We start from the raw sequence: 19384 nt of genomic DNA, 5'->3' as shown, positions 1-19384 counted from the left end.
GACTGCGTTTGCGCTTTGAAGTATCCCTCACTATTTTAGCCAGCATTTTATGATGGCAATCACACGCTAATTTTTATAAAGCAGCATCAACATCACTCGCTAAGTCCAAAATATTCCCCCGTTATTTTCAGTAAAAACCAAAAATCATGAGTCAAATTTAGTCACAAAACTAAGTTTTTTGCATTTATTTTCACTTTTTTTTATTCAAAAAAAATATCTAACTGTTTGAATACTATAGACCCCATTTATCCAGATTGTTTTTTGCTTTGTTATGATATCCAGTTTTGTTATTTGTTATCAATAGCTTACATTTACTAGTTTGTTTTTTGTGCTAAGATTGTTTTAGAAGTAATCGCTCAGGATGATGCGATGTATGTTGAAAAGGAATTTGACGATGTTGAGTAAAAATTTTGGTTGCGCTGTTCATGAGGGGCCAACACAAATGGATTTATACGATGGATGCAACAGTGAACATAATTCAATAGATGAATACAAGCCAGGCGTCACGATACAATCGTGTTCGTCACAGGGGCAAATGTGGCGTATTAAAAGTAGAACCACTGGTCGTGTATGTCATCTTTTATCTAAGCTTGAGTATCAAGTGTTTCTTCTCTTAGATATTCACCCGAATATCATTGAAATCAAAGAACAATATTCACACGACTTACCGTTGTCACTTAAAGTAGCTTTTGAGCTTGGCGTTAATCACCCTCCGCAAAACAATCAAGAAAAATTACCGTTAACGACCGATTTTGTTGTTACTTACCAAGGGGTTGAGGCTAAGCAGATTGGCATATATGTTAAATATGCTAAAGATCTTAATAACTACAGAACAGTAGAAAAATTGTTGCTTGAGAAAGAAACACTAGCAAAAAGAAATATCCCGCTGTTAGTGATCACTGAAAAAGATATTGATACTAATGTTTTGAGAAATATAGAGTGGTTCTTAACGGCGGATGCATCTCAATATCAATTAGATGATGCTAAATCTAGAGCATCAAATATCTATGAGCAGCTTCAAGCTTCATCATCAGAGAAACTGACACAAATTCTAGCTCGTTTCGATGACGAGAATCAAATGCCAGCAGGCACACACTTAAACGAGTTGAAATGCTTATTGCAACTCGGATTTTTACATTTTGACTTAAACAAGGAATTTCATGAATTCTTAGGGCAAGATATAAACTTGTCTAAGGCGGAGTTATGATTGAGTTTCTACGCCCGAATGCTGTTTATTTGTGGAATGAACGTGCTTGTCGTCTTTTAAAAAATTTAGACTATTGCTGTATTTTTATTGATATAGAAAGCACTAGTGCTCTTCCATTTAAAGTCGATGCCGAAGATATCGACTTACATGACGAAATAGTTGAAATTGATGATCCATGGATTGAAATTATCAATCGGGCATATACGGCTGGTAGCGTTTACTTGAATAAGAGAGACAGCAATTACGAAAGGATAATACCACTGATTCAAAATGATGAGTTTTACGACAAAAATGTTAGAAGCGCAATAGTCGAGATATTAACTGCTCAAAGTTTTGGTTCTAAAAGTACGATATACCGCTATGCGAGGCGATATTGGCAGCGAGGACAAAGCATAAATACTTTATTGCCAGATTACTGTTATTGCGGAGGAAAGGGCAAGAAAAAGACTCGAAACGGTGTTCGTCTAGGGCGTCCGAAAGAATTCGGTGATTTACCTAATTCACTTTGGTCACCAGAGTTAGAAAGAATGATGCATTCCGCACTCTTAAGTACCATTTTTTCAGGGCGTTATTTGATTGATAAAAAAGGAAAAAAGGTTAACAGTTGTGATTTAAATGCTGCATATACTGACTTGTTAGCGCGATTTTGTGATGGTGATATAAGTCTTTTGAGCAGTGGAAAACCCAGTAAGTCTATGTTGAAAGCTTATTACAACAGTCGTTTTACTGTTGAGCGAAGAGCTCAAGCAAAACATGGTGAAATCTACTTTAAAGCTAACAATAGTCAGCTAACATCGAGTGTTAGAAAAGATATGGTAGGCCCAGGATCATCTTATTCAATAGATTCTACGCCCTTTGATATTGGAGCCGCAGGTGATGATCGACTGTTGCTAGGGCGACCGGTTTTATACCTATGTGTTGATGATTACTCATCTGCAATTACTGGCTTTTTATTAGTGTTAACACCTGCATCATACTTCAACGTAGTTAATGCGATGACGAGTGCTATTTCTAACAAAGTAAAGTTATGTGCAAAGCATGGAATGGATATTCAACAGAATGAGTGGCCTATGGAGGGCCTTCCCAAGGCTTTTTTTGCGGATTTAGGCTCCGACTTTAGAACTAAAAATATTGAAGCCGCGACATCTATGCACAATATTTCAATAATAAATAGTGGCGCAGGACAACCAAACAAAAGAGGGGATGGCGAGCGTGTATTTGGTCGTATACATGCTGAGTTAAGGCACCAGTTACCGGGATTAGTATCTCAATATACTTCAAAAAAATCAGGCGGAATGAGCAGCCAGAAGAACTATACCATGCTCCTTGATGAGTTAAATAAAATCATCTTGAAAGCCATTCTTGTACTCAATCACAAGCCGTTAAATAAGTGGGATAGTGATAACGACTTCCCGGCCGAATTAGCCACTACACCGAATAATATTTGGAAATGGGGTGTCGCTCATAGGACTGGTTCTCTTCAATTGATAAACAAAGATTTTTTTTGGTTTTCATTACTTGAACAAGAAACCGCGACAATTTCAAATAGAAATATTTTAACAATCGATGGTGTTAAATATGTGCATCCGGAATTGTCTGGTCTTCGCGTTAAAGTTAATAGAAGTCAGCAGAAGCAAGTTGTTGTACGCGATAAAAGTGATGCTACAGCTATTTTTATAGTACCTAGTGAAGGTGCGCATGAGTATCTTCGATGCGAGCTTGAACCACATTTTCGACGGTTTAAAGGTCTGCCTTGGGCTGATGTTATCGATGATCTTAAAAAACGTAAACATAGTAATGCAAATGCACAACATTCTTATGAAGTGAAAAGAACCGCTGATTTTATTGAAAATGAAAAAGTCACTGAGGTTGCTACATGTGAGCGAAAAGAAGCTATAGATGGCTTATCGAAATCAGAACAAGTAGCTAATTTGGGCGATAAAAGTGAGCAACGCAGGCAGTCTCAAACTGTTTATAATAAATTAAAGCCAGAATTGGCTGTTAGTAATGCATGCATAAATGAGCCAATGATATATGAACAGGCGAATTCAGATGCAAGAGTAAAATTTTTCATGGATGAAGAGGATTAAAAATGGAGTTTAGTAATCAACGGCTATTAGTACCCGAAATACCACCCAGGGCATTTGAAGCTTGTTATATTGATGAAGCACATCCTTCATTTTGCGGTGTTCCATTTGTTGATGCGCTTATGCCTACTTTTAATGCAGCACAATTAAAAGAGAGCTTTAATAAAACAAATTATCGACAAGCATCGGTTGGTGACAGTGATATTGAGCGAAAACGTTGCGTTTATTCTCTTAAAGATGAATACACCGTTCTTGTACCAGAATTTCAAGATGTGTATGACAAGATAGATTTAGCTATAAAAAGTGGTTATCTATCGAGAGAGGACACTCTATATAACTATGAGCAACAGCGACAAAACCTGCATTATGCTATGAGTAACGATACTGTTCCATGGCGTGATTTAAGCGCGCCACGTCCTGTACGAAATGTTACATCTATAATTGGATGTAAAGGTTCTGGCAAAACGTTGGTGATGCAGCAATGTTTGTCAATGTACCCTAGTGTTATTTGGCATGCTAATAAATCTGAACAAGTTCAGATTGTTTATCTGTCAGTCAATTTAAAAGGAGCTACAAGCCCGATTGAGTATTGTAGTATTTTTTTACAATCGTTGGAAAACGCTATTGGGAAACAAAAGTATGCTAGCGAAGTTGTTGTTTCTCCAAATCTTAGAGCCGCATTGTTGAAAATACGAAGTTTGTTAATTACTTACAATGTCGGACTTGTTGTAATTGACTCTCTTCAAGTAATCGAAAAATGGAAATATGATGATCGTAACATTTTTCTAGAACATATCGACGGTTTGGGTGATCTGGTGCCGTTGCTACTGATAAGTAATTCGAATGCGATATATGAGCTCAGTGATATTAGTCAGAGTAATATTGATTGGGATCCACTGATGCGTTTTTCTGGTAAAGATGATCTAATCGTTGAGCGTTGGTCTTTATTTAGCAAGAAGCTTTGGAAGCGGAATTGCTTAAAAAATCAATCACTAGAGCTCTCTGCTGAGTTAAGCTCTGAATGGTTTGATGCATGCGAAGGGGTTATCGGTCTTGCCGTCCATTTTTTTGTAGCATGTCAAATAGAAGCAATTAATTCAGGGGTAGAGCAGATTACGGTTAGCTTGATGAAGGACGTTAGGAGAAAAGAGTTTAGATTAAAAGAGGGTTTTTTATCAGCTATTAAGTCAGATAAAAATAAGGTCTTCGAGCGTCTTGTAAATTCTCATGATAAGAGAAGAGTAAAACTCAAAAGCAACAAATCAAATCAAGCTCTAGCAAAGCCCCAAAATCCAGAAAAATTACAGCGTAATGACTTTAAACGCATCAGCAGAAAGGATTGGTCCAAGCTACCTCTCGATGACCTGAGGTATTTATTCTCACAAGATAAAAATGGCAGTTTTTATCACGTTCTAAAAAATGAAAAGCTTATCTTGTCTATGAGCGATTTGATTAGCTATGCTGAACTTCCCAGCGCCTTACCCAGATGAGTTAGTATATGGCATATTGAGCCGGGCCAGAGTACGCTTTTGCGTAACAAGTCCTAAGCGTTTACTCAGCGGTGTCATTGGCAGTCGCTCGGCTATTTCTTCAGTAAACTTTCCCTCTCGGCTTAACGATTTCACCTCGATTAATTCGTTAAATTTACCCTCGCCCATAGATCTTATTTATGGGCACACTCTATTCCCATTGTATAGTCCATTTCTACCCGAAAATAGAAGGTTAGAATGTTTAAACCATATGCAATTTAAGAGCTTTGGCTCGGTTCACCTCGCTTCTGGCTATGTCGCATCACTAATACCTAAATTACATGTGATGAGAGCTTGTCGGGATTGTATTGAAGAGCAACTGAATACAGTCGGTGAACCCTACTGGAGAAGAATACATCAAATTGTTGGAATAAATCATTGCTGTATACACGGAACTCCCCTAGTAAATATTCAACCCTACCATTCAATGCAACATAGGCATGAGTATTTTCCTCTGCAAACTCAACAAATAGAAACATTTTCACCTCAGATATTGATATCCAATCCTAAGTGGTTAGACGAGCAAGTGTGCTGGCTGCTTTATCGAGGAGAGCAGCAATCACTCAGTTTTGAGCAATGGACAAATCTGTATAGATATTTACTTGTTAAAAATGGATTCGCAAAAGGTTGTTTTTGTAATTACCCATTACTGAAAGAGGCTGTTGAGAGTGCCTGGTCAGAGGAATGGCTACGTTCGATGAATTTATTTCCAAATGAAACAGAGTCTAATTGGTTACATAAAATCACCAGAAAACATCGAAAATCCTTCAGTTATTTAGAGCATTTAGTCGCACTTTATGCCATTCAAAAAGATATCAAGCTCTCTGAGGTTATGGATAGAGGAAGGTCTTTAGTTAAATCAAATATCAAAACAGTTAAATTAACGACTTTCTCAAAAACAAAAATGCGAGAAAACCAAAAAATATGGCTAAATCAAGTTAAACAATTCGGGGCCAAAGTCGCTAGGGAAAATGGCTATGGAGGTACATATCTTTGGTTGTACCGCCACAATAGAGATTGGTTACTTAAAATTAATAACAAGTATAAGCGCCCTATTCCCGTAGTAAATAATAGAGTTGATTGGAAGAGAAGGGATATGGAAATTGTTAGAGCCCTTATTCGTATAATCGATAAACATTTTGATGATGTTTCGGGACCTCGATTATCGATTAAATGGCTTGTTTCTCAATTAGATACTGGAACGTCAGTGGAGAAATATCTATATAAACTGCCCTTGGCTTCAATCTATCTTGCCCGTTACTCTGAAAGTATTACTGATTATCAAATAAGAAGGATTACTCAAGTCATGATTATGACTAGACCAAATATACTTCCTAGATGGCAGATACTTAGATTGTCGGGATTAAGTGACGAGCGGATGACTCAAATGACATGTGAATTTTTGGATAGTCTACTAGCAAATTTTTGGGCTTTAAGAGGACTGTAACTAAAATGAACGAACAACAAAAATTAGAAGAATTACTAGGCCATTATTTTTCAGAACAAGATATAGCGTATATTTTCTCTTTACTACTGCCTTGGGCAGGAGACTACGAAGGCATTTCTAATTGGTTAGAAAAACCAATTTCAGCATTTGGTGATATTACTGCGATTGATGTTTGTGAAAGAGGGTTATCTAAGGACTTTATTGTATATTTAGCTGGGATTAATTGTGGTGGTTTTGCTTAATTAATGAGCTTGAATATCAGTTTCTAACATCACTATTATCGTACTATTTTAACCGCTTTTTAGTTTCTAACATTATTAATTTTCAGGATCGCACTTTGTTATAAAGATCATACATTTAGTTTATATTTTAGTTGCGTACTTTATTTAACTTCCACAATTAATCCCAATAAAAACGGTTTCTTAGGAAGCCGTTTTTATTGGGTGAAATAATATTATAGCGTAATGGGATAATTGACCATTAATAGTCTGGTTGTTAAATCTGTCTATTTCGATAGGGGCATTTTATTCCCGACGAAGATTATCGCCGCCCCAGTTTAAAATGGGGTTTAGCTAATTAAAGATACTATTGGAGTCGTTGAAGGCTATTGAGGATTGTTTAAATATGGTTATTAAGCTGTCTTGGCAGCCAGTTAACTAATTCATAAGTAAGGTATTATCAGTTACTATTGTGTGCTGGCTTAAATCGTTCAGCACAACAGAATCGGGGGCGTGGAATGTATCCTATGCCCCCGACAGTGATTAATTGCTTAGTAATTGCTTAGTAATTACTTAGGTAGTAGCACTGTGTCAATCACGTGGATGACACCGTTGCTAGCGTTAACATCTGTCATGATAACTTTTGCATTGTTTACCATCACATTACCGTCTTTTACTTCAATGGTAACTGTTTGTCCTTCAACTGTTGTTGCGCTATCTAGCTTAACTACATCAGCAGCTAATACTTTGCCAGCTACAACATGATAAGTTAATACCGCGACAAGCTTATCTTTGTTCTCTGGTTTTAGTAGCATTTCGACAGTGCCTTCAGGCAACTTTGCAAATGCATCATCTGTTGGTGCAAATACCGTAAATGGACCTTCACCTTTCAGCGTCTCAACAAGTCCTGCCGCTTTAACTGCAGCTACGAGAGTGGTAAACGAGCCATTTTCAACCGCTACATCAACAATGTCTTTTTTCATACCATGATGTTCGGCATAAGAAACAGATGAGAACGCTAAACTAGCCACTACAAGAGTCAGTATCGTAGATATTTTCTTTAACATTTTATCTTCCTTTTAGGTGTGTACCATTTTGAGTTCAGCATTAGTTACGCAGTAGTTAATCAACTAGATCAATTTTGTTTCAATGAACTTGTGAGATGATGTTGTGTGCACTTAGGGGGGCAATATCACTAAAATAAGTCTAATTGCATAAAGCTGACAGGAAGATATAACAATGGTGATATTCATCATGGATGTTTTTACGGGTCGATATTCTGAATATTGTCTTAGCTGTACTTGGTTTAGATACCATTTCAGCGATAGTGAGTCTTGCGCTATTAGTTCCAAGTCTTAGTATTGCAGCTAGAAGGTTACATGACACTGGGCGCTCTGGCTGGTGGCCATTAATATTATTAATCCCAATTATTGGTTTAATTGTTCTGATTGTTTTCTTAGCTCAAGACAGCCATGATGTAAATGATTACGGTGTTAACCCTAAGTTGGGTGTTCCAACATAAAACCGATCAAGATATCGTGATGCGGCTAATACTCATGTTGACTTAAACGCGTTTTGATTGCGTGACTGATATTATCGGCATAAGACTTCGTAGAGCTTACAGTGATTTTACCCAACAAAAAGGGAACAGATACTGTTCCCTTTTTGATTTGGTCAAACTTAGCTATTACCAAACACGAGCGACGAGTCCTTTCAGGTAATAACCTTCAGGGAATGCGCTGCTAATTGGGTGATCGCTGGCTTGGTGCATGCGTTCAATAAATTGCACTTCACGCTTAGCATCAAGTGCGGCATCGGCAACCACTTTTTGGAATAGGTCTGACTGCATTAAGCCTGAACACGAGAACGTCAGTAATATTCCACCTGGATTAAGTAATTGCATAGCAATCATATTGATGTCTTTATAACCGCGACATGCGCCATCGAGTTGCGACTTATTGTCGGCAAACTTAGGCGGGTCTAAAACAATAACATCAAAGGTTTTACCTTCATCTCGGTACTGGCGTAGTAATTTGAATACGTCAGCTTCGTTATAGCTTACATGGTCATCATTAAGGTTATTAATGGCCATATTATCGCGAGCAGTTTGTAGGGCTAAGGTTGATACATCGACGTTTTCAATACTCGCAGCGCCTGCTTTGGCGGCATATAAGCCAAAAGTACCGGTGTAACAGAAACAGTTAAGTACTGACTTACCTTTGACGAAACGAGCCGCCATAGCACGGTTGTCACGCTGATCCAGATAGAAACCTGTTTTATGACCTTTAACAACATCGACGGCAATCTTAATACCGTTTTCTTCGATGATGACGGGCATAGCAGGTAACTCCCCGTGTAGTAATCCTACAACCGGAGTCAGGCCTTCTTTCTTTCTAGAGTCGACATCTGAGCGCTCATAGACAGCGCAGTCCGGATATTGAAGAACCAGTTGCTCAACGATAGTGTCGCGCCATTTTTCAGCACCAGTGCTTAACAGTTGGCAAACCAATACGTTGGCATAACGGTCTATGGTAATACCGGGTAAACCGTCCGATTCAGCGGCGATTAAGCGATAACCCGTTAGACCTTGTTCGCGAATCAAATCATCACGTCCTGCTTGGGCTCTTTTTATGCGTCGGGCGAAGAAGTCGGCATCGATAGTTTCGTCTTTGTCGAAAGTCCATATCCGCACTTGGATTTGAGATTCTGGCGACCAGGCACCGCGTCCGAGCCAATGCCCGTCGTGCGCCACTACTTCAACAGTGTCACCAGCTTGCGGTTTTCCGCCATTGACGTTGTGAATTCCATTGGAAAATATCCAAGGGTGGCGACGCTCTAATGAACGTTCGCGGCCAGGTTTAAGTTTAATTCTGATAGCCATGGTATTGCCTAATGTAAAGTATAAAAGGGGTAAAAAGAGTTATCGCGCATCTAATAACGATGCCATATAAGCCTAATCGAAATTGAATATAGGCTTGGGGTAATGCCTCAATAATTGAGTGCATTAGCCAGGGGGCGACAAAATGGGATCATAGCCTGTTTTGAGCCTAAAAACCTGACAAATAATTAAATGGTTGGCTTAGTATGGTGTGGTTAATGTCTATTCTGGCGGTTGAGTCGGTAATTATTGCTTATTCCATCCAGCATTAAAGGTATTTTGTTGCGTTATAGCGAGGTTAAACGGTGCTGGTGGTTGATGCACAATCAAATATGCCTACAGACTTGTGATGATGTTTTTAGATCGAGTGATTAACGTGATGCTTTTACTAACCGTCAAACACAACGCCACAAGCATTCGGTAGCAATTATACCAAGCGTTGCTGAATCGCAGTATTTGAACACACTGATTACTCGTACTCGATAATGGCAATAATACTTGATTAGGTAACGATATTACCACGTGAAAAAACCAGAATGTAGCCTTTAAAGGGTAGAGCTAAATAGTCGGTGTGTATTGGTTTAAAATGGCTGCTGATGAAACCGAACTCAGCTAATTTTACACTGAGTTTATTCTTTCTACCTCTACCGGGGTCTACAATGATGACGTCACATTTTTTACTGGCATGGTTTTTAATAAAATAAGCCAATAACTGCACATGCTCATCTTCATAGAGTAAATCGCTGCCAATGATGACGTCAAAAAGTCCCAGCTTACTGGTGTCATTGGCCCAATCTACTTGCTCAAAAGCAATGTTTTTACCATTGTTGAGTTTTGTATTTCGGTTAAGGAACTGCTCAACTTCTGGGTGATAGTCGGTTGCGGTAATATCGGCATGTTTTTCGTTGAGGAGTAAGCTTGATAATGCGATTCCACAGCCTATTTCTAGAATTCTTTTACCTTCGGTTTTGTAATCCAACATATAGTTTGCCAGCACTAAGCTTGATGGCCATACAATGCCAAAAATAGGCCAGCTTGCAGAGGATATTCCGAGTTTTTCAGCAACACCTGTAGGGTCATAAAATTCTTGATTATTACGTAAGGTGCATAGATGAACATCTATGTCACCAAATTCAACGGTTTGGTAGCTTAAGCGAAGAGCTGTCATTGCGCCGTCTCAAAAATTGAGCGCTCAGCCAGCTATCGAGGACAAATAAATGACAAAACGAAGAGGTTTTAGTTAGGTTATAGCAGTTCGTTAGAAAGGCAATGTATTTAACTAACTGTTAGGTTTTGTTAGACTTAGATCTTTGTTAAAAGTATTATAGTATTGTATTTTTACCTGCTCGATGGAACTCAGTTGGATTAATGTTCTGTGCAGATATTAACTCATCTATAACTGATAATGTCGGCGCGAAAAGTTGGTTTTTACTCACTCCGGCACCAGATTAGCACCTCTATTTGTATTTCAATAAAACCCCGTTTCTACCAATTTATAACATCATTCTGGCCCGTCATCAGTGTTAACTCTTTTTATCAATATTTGTATCTGTTGTGACATTTCACTGTTATTTGTGATTGTTAATAATGTGACATGCGTATCACAAACTTAATGATAATGGTTTGCATTAACATGTTCGTTATGTATAATTCACGAAAATTTACATTGGTTTACACAACACAGTAGTTGTTTACATTGTCTAATCGGGATGAGATATGAAAAAAACGTTAATTGCTGCAACACTATTTAGTCTTTTGGCTAGCAATCAAGCTATGGCTTCTGACGAAACGACTGAACTACGTCAGATTATTGAGCAGCAGCAGAAAGTGCTTAAAGATCTTGAAAAGCGTCTTGAGCAAACTGAAAAGCGTGTAGAAACTACTGCAGATGTAGTAGAAGCGAGCGCATCAAGTAAGTCGGCTACCACTATTGGTGGTTATGGTGAATTACACTATAACAATATTAGCAATAACCAAACCGGTACCGACAAAAAAGAATTCGATTTTCACCGTTTTGTATTGTTTGTGGGTCATGAGTTTAACAGCACCACTCGTTTTTTCTCTGAACTAGAAGTTGAGCACTCAATTGCCGGTGAGAGTCAAAATGGCGAAGTTGAGCTAGAGCAAGCTTATATCGAGCACGATTTTAATGAGATGCTTACCGCTAAAGCAGGTTTATTCTTAATGCCAGTAGGTATTATCAACGAAACTCACGAACCAACGGTATTTTACGGTGTTGAGCGTAACCCGGTAGAAAAAGATATTATTCCTGCGACATGGTGGGAAGGTGGTTTAAACCTTAATATTAAAGCCGCTCCAGGTTTAGCTTTTGACACTGCAGTGACTTCTGGTTTGTATTTGGACGAAAGCTCAGGCTATAAAATCCGTAACGGTCGTCAAAAAGTATCTGAAGCGAAAGGCGAAGATTTAGCTTATACCGGCCGCGTAAAATATACTGCAGTACCGGGTTTAGAATTAGCTGCCACGGTTCAGTATCAGTCTGACTTAACTCAGGGGACTGCTGGTGTTGATAGCGCTTCTGCTACATTGTTAACAGCACACGCTATTTACAGCATTGAAAATTTCACTGTTAAGGCATTATTCGCCCAGTGGGATATTGATGGTAAAGAAGCTGAAGCATTAGGTCGCGATAAGCAAAATGGTTTCTATATTGAGCCTTCTTACCGCATTAATGAACAGTTTGGTGTGTTTGCTCGTTATAACGAGTGGGACAACAATGCGGGTGATAGTGCCGATACTAAGAAAAAACAAACCAACGTGGGTGTTAACTACTGGTTACACGAAAACGTAGTGTTTAAAGCTGATTACGAAAACATTGGTGGCGCTGCAGATTCAGACGGTTTCAACCTAGGTGTTGGTTACCAGTTCTAATTGCTGAGCATTCAGTAAAAGCACGCATCGATGAAACAGATTATCGGTAAAATTTTGGGTGCCAACAGTGTATATTGTCGGCACCCTTATTTTTGTTCTTGGCTAAGGATTGATATGCAGGCAATATTACGATCATATTTGATGTTATTTATGATGGGGTTAGCTGTTTATTTTTCGGCATTTAGCGCTGTAGCAACACAGTATCAGTCAAATGACGCCTTTATTAGCCAAGCATTTAATGGCAATGCTGGCGAGTCTAAAGTGTTGTGGTTAGATGATGATCTCAAACAAGCCGTAGAAGCTATTTTAGCCCATCGTTTTAATAAAATGCGTATGCGTTACTGGCTACACAATGATGAAACCGTTTGGATAATGGACGAAATAGGCAAGGAATCGCCGATTACGGTGGCTATTCATATTAAAGACCATCAAATTATGCGGACTAAAGTGCTAATTTATCGTGAAAGTCGCGGTGACGAGGTTCGTCATGATTTTTTTACAGACCAATTTAAGCTGGCCAAGTTAGATGACCAACATCAGCTTGATAAGCATATAGACGGGATTACTGGTGCAACATTATCAGTAAGAGCGTTAACTAAGTTATCGCGCATTGCATTGTTACTTCATGCGCATGTGGTGCAATAAACCACGTTTTAATTCTAGCGGATCATTTCAAGCAGGTTAGTGTGACAAAAACATCTCGACGTAACCGTTTTAGACTTAAGATTTTGCGAGCCCTTCGTCCTTGGCACCGTCGCTTAGGATTAGCGAGTGCGTTATTTATCTTATTGTTAGTGCTGACTGGCGTAGCGATAAATCACAGTGATGATTTTGGTTTAGACCAAGCACCGGTTACCCAGTCGTGGTTGCTTGATTATTATGGTATTGCTCCTCCTTCTCATGTTGCTCAGTTTGGTGTTGCACCTACTGCATTATATATTACCGATAATCTATTGTGGCAAAACCAACATATGATTTTAGAGTCCAATGCGACCTTAATTAGTGCCAGCTATGTCGGTAACATGCTGGTGGCCATAGATGCACAGCAACTGTATTTATTTAATGATCTTGGTCAGTTACAAGAAATTCAAAATGCCAGCACCGGACTTCCGTCTGGTTTGTTAGCGCTAGCGATTGTTGATGGCCGGGTGTGGTTAAATACTGAAGATGGTGTATTTCAAGCAGATGAGCAACTCATCGATTGGCAAGCTATTGCGCCGTTAACAGCACCTGTTTGGCTGAGTGAAAGTAAATTTGTGGATAAAGAGGTTGTTAATCTTGCGCGCAGCGCTAACTTACATTGGCAACGCGTAATGCTAGATCTGCATAGTGGTCGCTTATTTGGATCATTAACGGTTTGGCTGTGGGACTTATTCGCGCTAGCATTACTAATGGTATCTCTCAGCGGCTTTTGGATTTGGTTAAAACAAAAACCACCGAGATAATCTATTCAATTACCATTTTTAGCGTTCAAACTGATCGACTGTGTCGGTTAGCTTATCGGCTAAATTACTCAACTTATTACCTGCCTCGCTAATTTGATGATTCCCCTCAGATACAGATTCACCTAATAGCGTAAAGTCTTGTACTTTAAGCTTAACGGTATGAGCCTGCTGCTGTGATGCTTGTGCTAGCATGGCTGATTCTTGGCTTACTGTGGCAAGAGACAAAATAAGTTGGCGGCTCTGTTCAAGTGTTACTACTAACTGATTTGCTAATGATACTGAGTGTTGTGCTTTTTGTTGGTTGGATGCCATATTGTCGACCGCAGATTGAATTGAATCAACGATATTAGCGAGCATTTTATTTATTTCTACAGTTGAATTATGTGTGCGTAAGGCTAACGTTCTAACCTCATCTGCAACTACCGCAAAACCTCTTCCTGTTTCACCGGCTCTAGCCGCTTCAATAGCTGCGTTCAATGATAATAAATTAGTTTGTGAGGCGATATCGGCAATGGTTTTTACCACGGTAGCCACTTGTTTACCTGAATTTTGCAGTGTGAGTAGCATGCTGGCAGTCGTTTCAATGTCTTGGGCTAATACGCTAATGCTGTCAGCTGTTTGTTTAACTTCTTTTTGCCCTTCAACCATGCTCTGCGCACCCTGTTGAGCAGAATCTGATGCACTTTGTGAATGTTCGACACTTTGCTCCATTTGCTGCTCAAGTTGCGACATCACATCTACTAAACTCACAATAGTGTGTTGAAGCTCATCCACAGAGGCTGATGATTTACCTGTTGTGTTACTTAACTGGGCAACGGTTTGGCTAATACTGGCGATAGCGTCATGTACTTCATTCATTCCTAAACGGAATACGTTAATTAAGCCATTAACACTGGTGGCCACATTACTAATTTCAACAATGCATTCATCAGACAGTTTGGCTTTTAAATTACGATTTTGCGCAATGCGGGTGAGGTCGTTTGACAGTTGCTGTATAGGAGTGGCTATTTGTTTTTGTGCAGCTAAGTAGGCCCCAACTGCAACAACCAACATGAGTCCAACTAATACAAAAATGAGCATAGTATTGTAGCCAAGTTCGCTTTGAATGTTCATTGCATTTTGGTTGGCTTGAGTCGAAATTTCTTCGGCGAGAATGTCTAGACGATCTTTGAGATCGTTAGCACTATCATTTAATGTACCTAAATGATTGCGGGCATTGTCCCAATCTACCGATGATTTACTCATGGTGTTTTCAAGTGCCGATAACGCCGCGTTAAGCGCGTCAATTTGCGGCATTAATTGGGTAGATGTTACGGTATTTAATTGTTGATACTGCTCGTTAAGACTTTTTTCTAGTTGAACTTTATTCTGGTTAAACTCTGTAACGTCGATGGTTGTACCGTATAAAGAATAACCCATTAATACCAGTTCTTTGGCAAGACTTTGTACCCGTGTAATGCTGTTAAGCGCAGGTAATGTGCCATCGACAAACCCGCCAACTTCTTGTTTTACGGTTTGGTTGCTGTTATTGAGTAAAACAGCCGCCACTAGGGTCATTAATAAAATAGCTGCATAGCCTAGTAGAATACGAGCTTTGATAGTATTAAAAGCGTTAAACATGGGTTAATACCTTAATCGGGTCATTTTTTGATCTCAGTGTAACTAAGACCGGAGACAAGAGAAGTTATATTCATTTTTTTCTAATGCTAATCATATCGGCACAGTACTAACATTCTTGATTAGTAAGGCCTAAATTATCATTAATTTAGATTTTTAGGGTAAAAAAAAGAGCGAACATTTTGTCAATGTTCGCTCCGGTATCGATGTTACCTACTAAGCCGTTTCTATCTCGTCGCCTTTGGCAAATTGAATCGTGTTGCCAAACACAAAGCGGTTTGAGACTAACGCAAAGGTGATGCAGGCGGCTAATGTGACTGGCATTAAGTGAATGTAGTGCCAGCTTGAATAGAATGGGGAAAATTCAAATGTTAGTGAGGCATATAGCATTACTCCAAATATAACCGCACCGATCCCCGCTCTGGCATCTATATTTTTAAACACTAAGCCTACAATAAATATCGACAGAATAGGCATGCTGAGTAAACCATTTAACTGTTGTAATAAGTTGATGATACTTTCGGCTTGTTGATAAATGGGCACTAATGCAAGAGTTAAAATACTGAGTAATAATGTAACCCAACCGCTTAAGCGCACCACGTTAGGGTCTTTTTTAATATAGGCTTCGTGAATGTCACACACATACAGCGCCGTCGCTGAGTTTAGTAAACTGTTGTATGTCGATAATACTGCCGCAGCCATTGCGGCGGCAAATACACCCGTTAACCACGTTGGCATGAGGTCACCTACAATTCGCCCGTATGCAGCATCACCAATATCACCATACAGTTTGTATGAAACAATCCCAGGAATAACCACGATAGCCGGTACGATTAGAATACGAATACCTGCTGCAGCAAATACGCCTTTTTGAGCTTCTTTTAGTGTGGGTGCGGCCATGGCACGTTGAGTAATGGTTTGGTTGGTACCCCAATAGAACATTTGGATGAAAATCATTCCGGTTAGTAGGGTGTGCCAAGGTAAAGGCGAATCATCACCACCAATGAAGGTGAGTCGTTCTACCGGAATATCAGATAAGTCATAATTAATCGCATTTAGGGCTAGATACACCACAAAAATGGCCATGCCCAGTAATAATACTCCAGAGTAGGTGTCTGATACGGCTACCGCGCGTAACCCTCCGAAGAAAGCATAAACTGCGCCTAGCGTCGCAAATGCAACAGCAATATACATAAGTGGAATGTCGACATTAAACATGGTCTGCATAAACAGAGAGCCTGAATAAATCACTGCTGGCATGTAGATAAAAGCATTACCTAAAAAAAATATAGACCCAATAACGGCTCGTATATGCTTGTTATTGTATCTTTTTTCCAACAACTCAGTTGTGGTGGTACAGTTATACTTGTAATAAACGGGTAAGAATAATTTAGCCAGAATAATCAGGCCAATCACAGCAGAGAACTCCCACCATGCTAGCAGTGCCATTTGGTTACCGTTCATGCCCACCAGCTGATCAGTACTTAAATTTGTTAGGGTGATAGACCCTGCCACAAACACCCAACTTAAGCCGCCCCCAGCGAGAAAATATTCTTTATTTTGTGTGCTTTGTTGACGGTTGCTGCCACGACATTTTATGTACGTTAATAACCCAATCATTGCCGTTACAATGGTAAATACGGATATTTGAATAATATTTTCAGACATTATTGTTCCCTTTCCCAAGTTTTTATTGGGTATTGTTATGCCGCAGCTGAATTTTTACTGACTTCTAATTTGATGCTTTTTATTGGGTTCAAGCCTGGGGTTTTATTGTGCTTTTTGATCAGCGCATTGAGTTGAAATAATGACATTAGCATGGCTTGTAATGGCGCAAGATAACCTTTCTGGTGTAGCTCAAAGAGTGCTTCTTGGCTGAGGGCTTGTAGTTTGTCTTCATCAATAGTGAATAAACCCGACAAACTAGGTGTTGAGCCATCTTGATGCTGGATTAAAATACTAATTGGGCGTAGCAGGCCAAGTTGGCTAATATGCTGATTAAATGCTTGGGTCTGGAGATCATTGTTAATGTCAGATTCAAGCAAAGCTTTTACTCTAGATAAATGCAGCGATGCTTTGCCGTTGGTTTCAAAAATGGCTTGTCCTGTTGTGGCAGAAAACACCCCATGTTGTTCGTCAATACCAATGGTGTAACGTTGTGGGTCGTCAGGTGACATCATCAAAAAAAATGGAAAAGTTTGCATGTTAGTTGGCGTGTGTAGCGCGGTCCACTTACCTTGTTCGACAAATAGGTTGCTACCTTGCTCGAAGCTAGTAAATGCCGTTAATACCCATTGACCATTGTTACCATCACGGACATAAACAATTGGCATACTGCAAGCCGTTTGGCTGACTTCAGATACCCGCAGGTTCATGATGTTTTGTTGATGAGCAAATTGGATGGCGCTGTCGTTTGCTAATCGTAAGTTTTGGTGCTGTTGAGGCGTTAATTCTGTTAGTTTTTTCATATTTTTATTCTATTGTTGAGAATGAGTTAACCATTGTTCAATGAAGTCTCGATGAGGCGGCAATGTATTGAGCATCTGCTGCGTAAGCTGAACATTACGGTTAAGTATCTGAGTGGCTTGGGCCTGTTGTTGGTATAAGTGCGCATGTTGAGAATAGTCAGGGCTGAAACCCATACCATAAAGTACATATTGATAACTAGCGGCTGGAAATAACTCATTTGGGCCATTGAAGTCTTTGCTGGTGGGGCCTCGATAAGCCCAAATGCTTAAGTCTTCTTGTAAGCTCTGTGGAATAGAGTCGGGATGACAATGTGCTTGCCAATAGGGTTCTGGTCTTTTCGTCAGCATGTAATGTAGTTTTAAAAAATCAACAATACGTCCCCAGCGATATTCCATTTGTTGGTTAAACCGTTTGGCCGTTAATGCCATGATGGTATCGTTAACCGGTAGGTTGTCGGCAATGTAGCGTGCAGATATTTCGACTAGCATAATCGCAGTGGCTTCTAGTGGCTCAACAAATCCTGCCGCCATACCAACAGCAACACAATTTTTTTGCCAATAGCGTTCACGATGACCACTTTGATAGCTGATTTTTTTTACGCTTAAACCTTCGGCTTGGGGGCCAATATAACGGCGTAAATTGGCTTCAGCCTGTTCGTCGGTCATATAACGGCTTGAATACACATGACCGACACCGCGGCGATGTGTTAAGCCAATATCCCAAATCCAACCTGAGTCCTGCGCTGTGGCGATGGTGTGCGATGCAATCGGGCTATGCTGATCTGTATAGGGCACTTGCATTGCAATGGCGCGGTCGTTAAATAGCACATGATCCAGTTTAACAAACGGCACATTAAGTGTTTTACCCAGTAATAAAGATGCAAAACCGCTGCAATCGATAAATAAATCACCGTCAATTGAACCTTGGTCAGCAAGTGAAATATGGCTGATGTTACCTTGGCTATCGACATGGGCTTGTTCTACTGTTCCGATGACATGCTCTACTGCTAGCTTGGCTTTACAATGCTGTTTTAATAAGTCGGCAAAGGCGCCAGCATCAAGATGGTAAGCATAATTGCAGCTACCTTGATATTCGCCTTCTGCCATGCTGCGAGGAGCAAGGCCTGACTCACAAATAGCATGTTGGAAGTTGGTGTGTTCGGCATAGTCTTTGATGTTGTCGATATAAGGTGCTAAGTCGATACGACCATAACCTAATGGAACCGTAAATGGATGGTAGTAAAAGTCGCCATTTCCATGGACCCAGTTAACAAACTTGCCGCCTTGTTTAAACGTTGCGTGACAAGCCTTAAAGACTTCGCTTTCGCTTAAACCTATTTGTTGTAAGGTATTTTTCATGGTTGGCCAAGTGCCTTCACCAACACCGACCGTGGGAATGTCTGATGATTCCACTAAAATAATTGTTAAGTCATTACCTGTCTGGCTTTTATGATGCGATGCAATGATAGCTGCGGTTAACCAACCCGCTGTACCTCCACCCACAATGATTATTTTTTTAACTGCTTTTGCCATTGGGTTAACATCCTATTTGCAATGAAATGTGCTTAATTACCGGCGTAGTTAAACACTATCACA

The 19384-nt window shown here is 39.7% G+C and carries 16 protein-coding genes; 9 read left to right on the top strand and 7 right to left on the bottom strand.

The features are described 5' to 3' along the window. Positions 1 to 394: 394 nt before the first annotated feature. Genes AAEY98_RS14265 through AAEY98_RS14245 form a run of 5 tightly spaced genes read left to right on the top strand, consistent with a single transcriptional unit; the run spans position 395 to position 6512 of the window. Positions 395 to 1207, top strand: a complete 813-nt coding sequence (locus tag AAEY98_RS14265) for a TnsA endonuclease N-terminal domain-containing protein (RefSeq protein WP_180957079.1) — start codon at positions 395 to 397, stop codon at positions 1205 to 1207. Next, the gene (locus tag AAEY98_RS14260) at positions 1204 to 3297 is read left to right on the top strand and encodes a TnsB C-terminal domain-containing protein (protein WP_351017726.1); all 2094 of its coding nucleotides are present in this window, start codon (positions 1204 to 1206) and stop codon (positions 3295 to 3297) included. The genes AAEY98_RS14265 and AAEY98_RS14260 overlap by 4 nt, the downstream gene beginning before the upstream one ends. Before the next feature lie 2 nt (positions 3298 to 3299). Continuing rightward, on the top strand, positions 3300 to 4784 hold the full coding sequence (locus AAEY98_RS14255) for an AAA family ATPase (protein WP_351017723.1): 1485 nt from the start codon (positions 3300 to 3302) through the stop codon (positions 4782 to 4784). Further along, entirely contained in the window at positions 4753 to 6270 is a 1518-nt protein-coding gene (locus AAEY98_RS14250) for a TnsD family Tn7-like transposition protein (protein ID WP_351017720.1), read from the top strand. The genes AAEY98_RS14255 and AAEY98_RS14250 overlap by 32 nt, the downstream gene beginning before the upstream one ends. Before the next feature lie 5 nt (positions 6271 to 6275). Continuing rightward, positions 6276 to 6512, top strand: a complete 237-nt coding sequence (locus AAEY98_RS14245) for a hypothetical protein (protein ID WP_182723727.1) — start codon at positions 6276 to 6278, stop codon at positions 6510 to 6512. Positions 6513 to 7057: 545 nt separating this feature from the next. Here the strand turns inward: AAEY98_RS14245 and AAEY98_RS14240 are convergent. Next, a complete protein-coding gene (locus AAEY98_RS14240) occupies positions 7058 to 7555 on the bottom strand; it encodes a fasciclin domain-containing protein (RefSeq protein ID WP_162024236.1) in 498 nt (165 codons plus the stop codon). 191 nt (positions 7556 to 7746) lie between these two features. Between AAEY98_RS14240 and AAEY98_RS14235 the strand changes: the two genes are divergently transcribed. Beyond that, positions 7747 to 8010 carry a DUF805 domain-containing protein gene (locus AAEY98_RS14235; RefSeq protein WP_351017717.1) on the top strand — a complete coding sequence of 88 codons (264 nt, stop codon included), beginning with the start codon at positions 7747 to 7749 and terminating at the stop codon, positions 8008 to 8010. Positions 8011 to 8175: 165 nt separating this feature from the next. Here AAEY98_RS14235 and AAEY98_RS14230 read toward each other — a convergent pair whose 3' ends face one another. Further along, the gene (locus AAEY98_RS14230; RefSeq protein WP_101087339.1) at positions 8176 to 9369 is read right to left on the bottom strand and encodes a class I SAM-dependent rRNA methyltransferase; all 1194 of its coding nucleotides are present in this window, start codon (positions 9367 to 9369) and stop codon (positions 8176 to 8178) included. A 499-nt stretch (positions 9370 to 9868) separates the two neighbouring features. Continuing rightward, a complete protein-coding gene (locus tag AAEY98_RS14225; protein WP_101087338.1) occupies positions 9869 to 10534 on the bottom strand; it encodes a class I SAM-dependent methyltransferase in 666 nt (221 codons plus the stop codon). 548 nt (positions 10535 to 11082) lie between these two features. Between AAEY98_RS14225 and AAEY98_RS14220 the strand changes: the two genes are divergently transcribed. From AAEY98_RS14220 to AAEY98_RS14210, 3 genes are all read left to right on the top strand, one after another. Next, positions 11083 to 12258: a porin gene (locus AAEY98_RS14220; protein ID WP_101087337.1), complete on the top strand. Its 1176-nt coding sequence runs from the start codon at positions 11083 to 11085 to the stop codon at positions 12256 to 12258. Between the two features lie 114 nt (positions 12259 to 12372). Then, complete coding sequence (locus tag AAEY98_RS14215) at positions 12373 to 12903, top strand: FMN-binding protein (protein WP_101087336.1); 531 nt, start codon at positions 12373 to 12375, stop codon at positions 12901 to 12903. A gap of 41 nt (positions 12904 to 12944) precedes the next feature. Beyond that, on the top strand, positions 12945 to 13703 hold the full coding sequence (locus tag AAEY98_RS14210; protein WP_351017714.1) for a PepSY-associated TM helix domain-containing protein: 759 nt from the start codon (positions 12945 to 12947) through the stop codon (positions 13701 to 13703). An 18-nt stretch (positions 13704 to 13721) separates the two neighbouring features. On the opposite strand, the gene AAEY98_RS14205 is transcribed toward AAEY98_RS14210, so the two are convergent. From AAEY98_RS14205 to AAEY98_RS14190, 4 genes are all read right to left on the bottom strand, one after another. Beyond that, a complete protein-coding gene (locus AAEY98_RS14205) occupies positions 13722 to 15323 on the bottom strand; it encodes a methyl-accepting chemotaxis protein (RefSeq protein WP_162024233.1) in 1602 nt (533 codons plus the stop codon). 213 nt (positions 15324 to 15536) lie between these two features. After that, positions 15537 to 16988, bottom strand: coding sequence for an SLC5 family protein (locus AAEY98_RS14200; protein ID WP_101087333.1), 1452 nt, complete (start codon positions 16986 to 16988; stop codon positions 15537 to 15539). Positions 16989 to 17023: 35 nt separating this feature from the next. Continuing rightward, entirely contained in the window at positions 17024 to 17788 is a 765-nt protein-coding gene (locus tag AAEY98_RS14195; protein WP_101087332.1) for a SapC family protein, read from the bottom strand. Positions 17789 to 17797: 9 nt separating this feature from the next. After that, positions 17798 to 19321, bottom strand: a complete 1524-nt coding sequence (locus AAEY98_RS14190) for a tryptophan halogenase family protein (protein ID WP_162024230.1) — start codon at positions 19319 to 19321, stop codon at positions 17798 to 17800. Positions 19322 to 19384 lie beyond the last annotated feature (63 nt).

The sequence above is a fragment of the Shewanella sp. AC91-MNA-CIBAN-0169 genome (genome assembly GCF_040310165.1).
GTDB lineage: Bacteria > Pseudomonadota > Gammaproteobacteria > Enterobacterales > Shewanellaceae > Shewanella.
Note: the sequence above shows the minus strand (reverse complement) of the source record. Positions and strands in the feature narration are given on the sequence as shown.

Excerpts from the sequence above, each read along its gene's own strand:
- AAEY98_RS14215 (WP_101087336.1), top strand. The coding sequence starts at position 12,373 with ATGCAGGCAATATTACGATCATATTTGATGTTATTTATGATGGGGTTA.
- AAEY98_RS14245 (WP_182723727.1), top strand. The coding sequence starts at position 6,276 with ATGAACGAACAACAAAAATTAGAAGAATTACTAGGCCATTATTTTTCA.
- AAEY98_RS14230 (WP_101087339.1), bottom strand. The coding sequence starts at position 9,369 with ATGGCTATCAGAATTAAACTTAAACCTGGCCGCGAACGTTCATTAGAG.
- AAEY98_RS14205 (WP_162024233.1), bottom strand. The coding sequence starts at position 15,323 with ATGTTTAACGCTTTTAATACTATCAAAGCTCGTATTCTACTAGGCTAT.
- AAEY98_RS14190 (WP_162024230.1), bottom strand. The coding sequence starts at position 19,321 with ATGGCAAAAGCAGTTAAAAAAATAATCATTGTGGGTGGAGGTACAGCG.
- AAEY98_RS14195 (WP_101087332.1), bottom strand. The coding sequence starts at position 17,788 with ATGAAAAAACTAACAGAATTAACGCCTCAACAGCACCAAAACTTACGA.
- AAEY98_RS14225 (WP_101087338.1), bottom strand. The coding sequence starts at position 10,534 with ATGACAGCTCTTCGCTTAAGCTACCAAACCGTTGAATTTGGTGACATA.
- AAEY98_RS14200 (WP_101087333.1), bottom strand. The coding sequence starts at position 16,988 with ATGTCTGAAAATATTATTCAAATATCCGTATTTACCATTGTAACGGCA.
- AAEY98_RS14250 (WP_351017720.1), top strand. The coding sequence starts at position 4,753 with ATGCTGAACTTCCCAGCGCCTTACCCAGATGAGTTAGTATATGGCATA.
- AAEY98_RS14235 (WP_351017717.1), top strand. The coding sequence starts at position 7,747 with ATGTTTTTACGGGTCGATATTCTGAATATTGTCTTAGCTGTACTTGGT.
- AAEY98_RS14265 (WP_180957079.1), top strand. The coding sequence starts at position 395 with ATGTTGAGTAAAAATTTTGGTTGCGCTGTTCATGAGGGGCCAACACAA.
- AAEY98_RS14240 (WP_162024236.1), bottom strand. The coding sequence starts at position 7,555 with ATGTTAAAGAAAATATCTACGATACTGACTCTTGTAGTGGCTAGTTTA.
- AAEY98_RS14260 (WP_351017726.1), top strand. The coding sequence starts at position 1,204 with ATGATTGAGTTTCTACGCCCGAATGCTGTTTATTTGTGGAATGAACGT.
- AAEY98_RS14255 (WP_351017723.1), top strand. The coding sequence starts at position 3,300 with ATGGAGTTTAGTAATCAACGGCTATTAGTACCCGAAATACCACCCAGG.
- AAEY98_RS14220 (WP_101087337.1), top strand. The coding sequence starts at position 11,083 with ATGAAAAAAACGTTAATTGCTGCAACACTATTTAGTCTTTTGGCTAGC.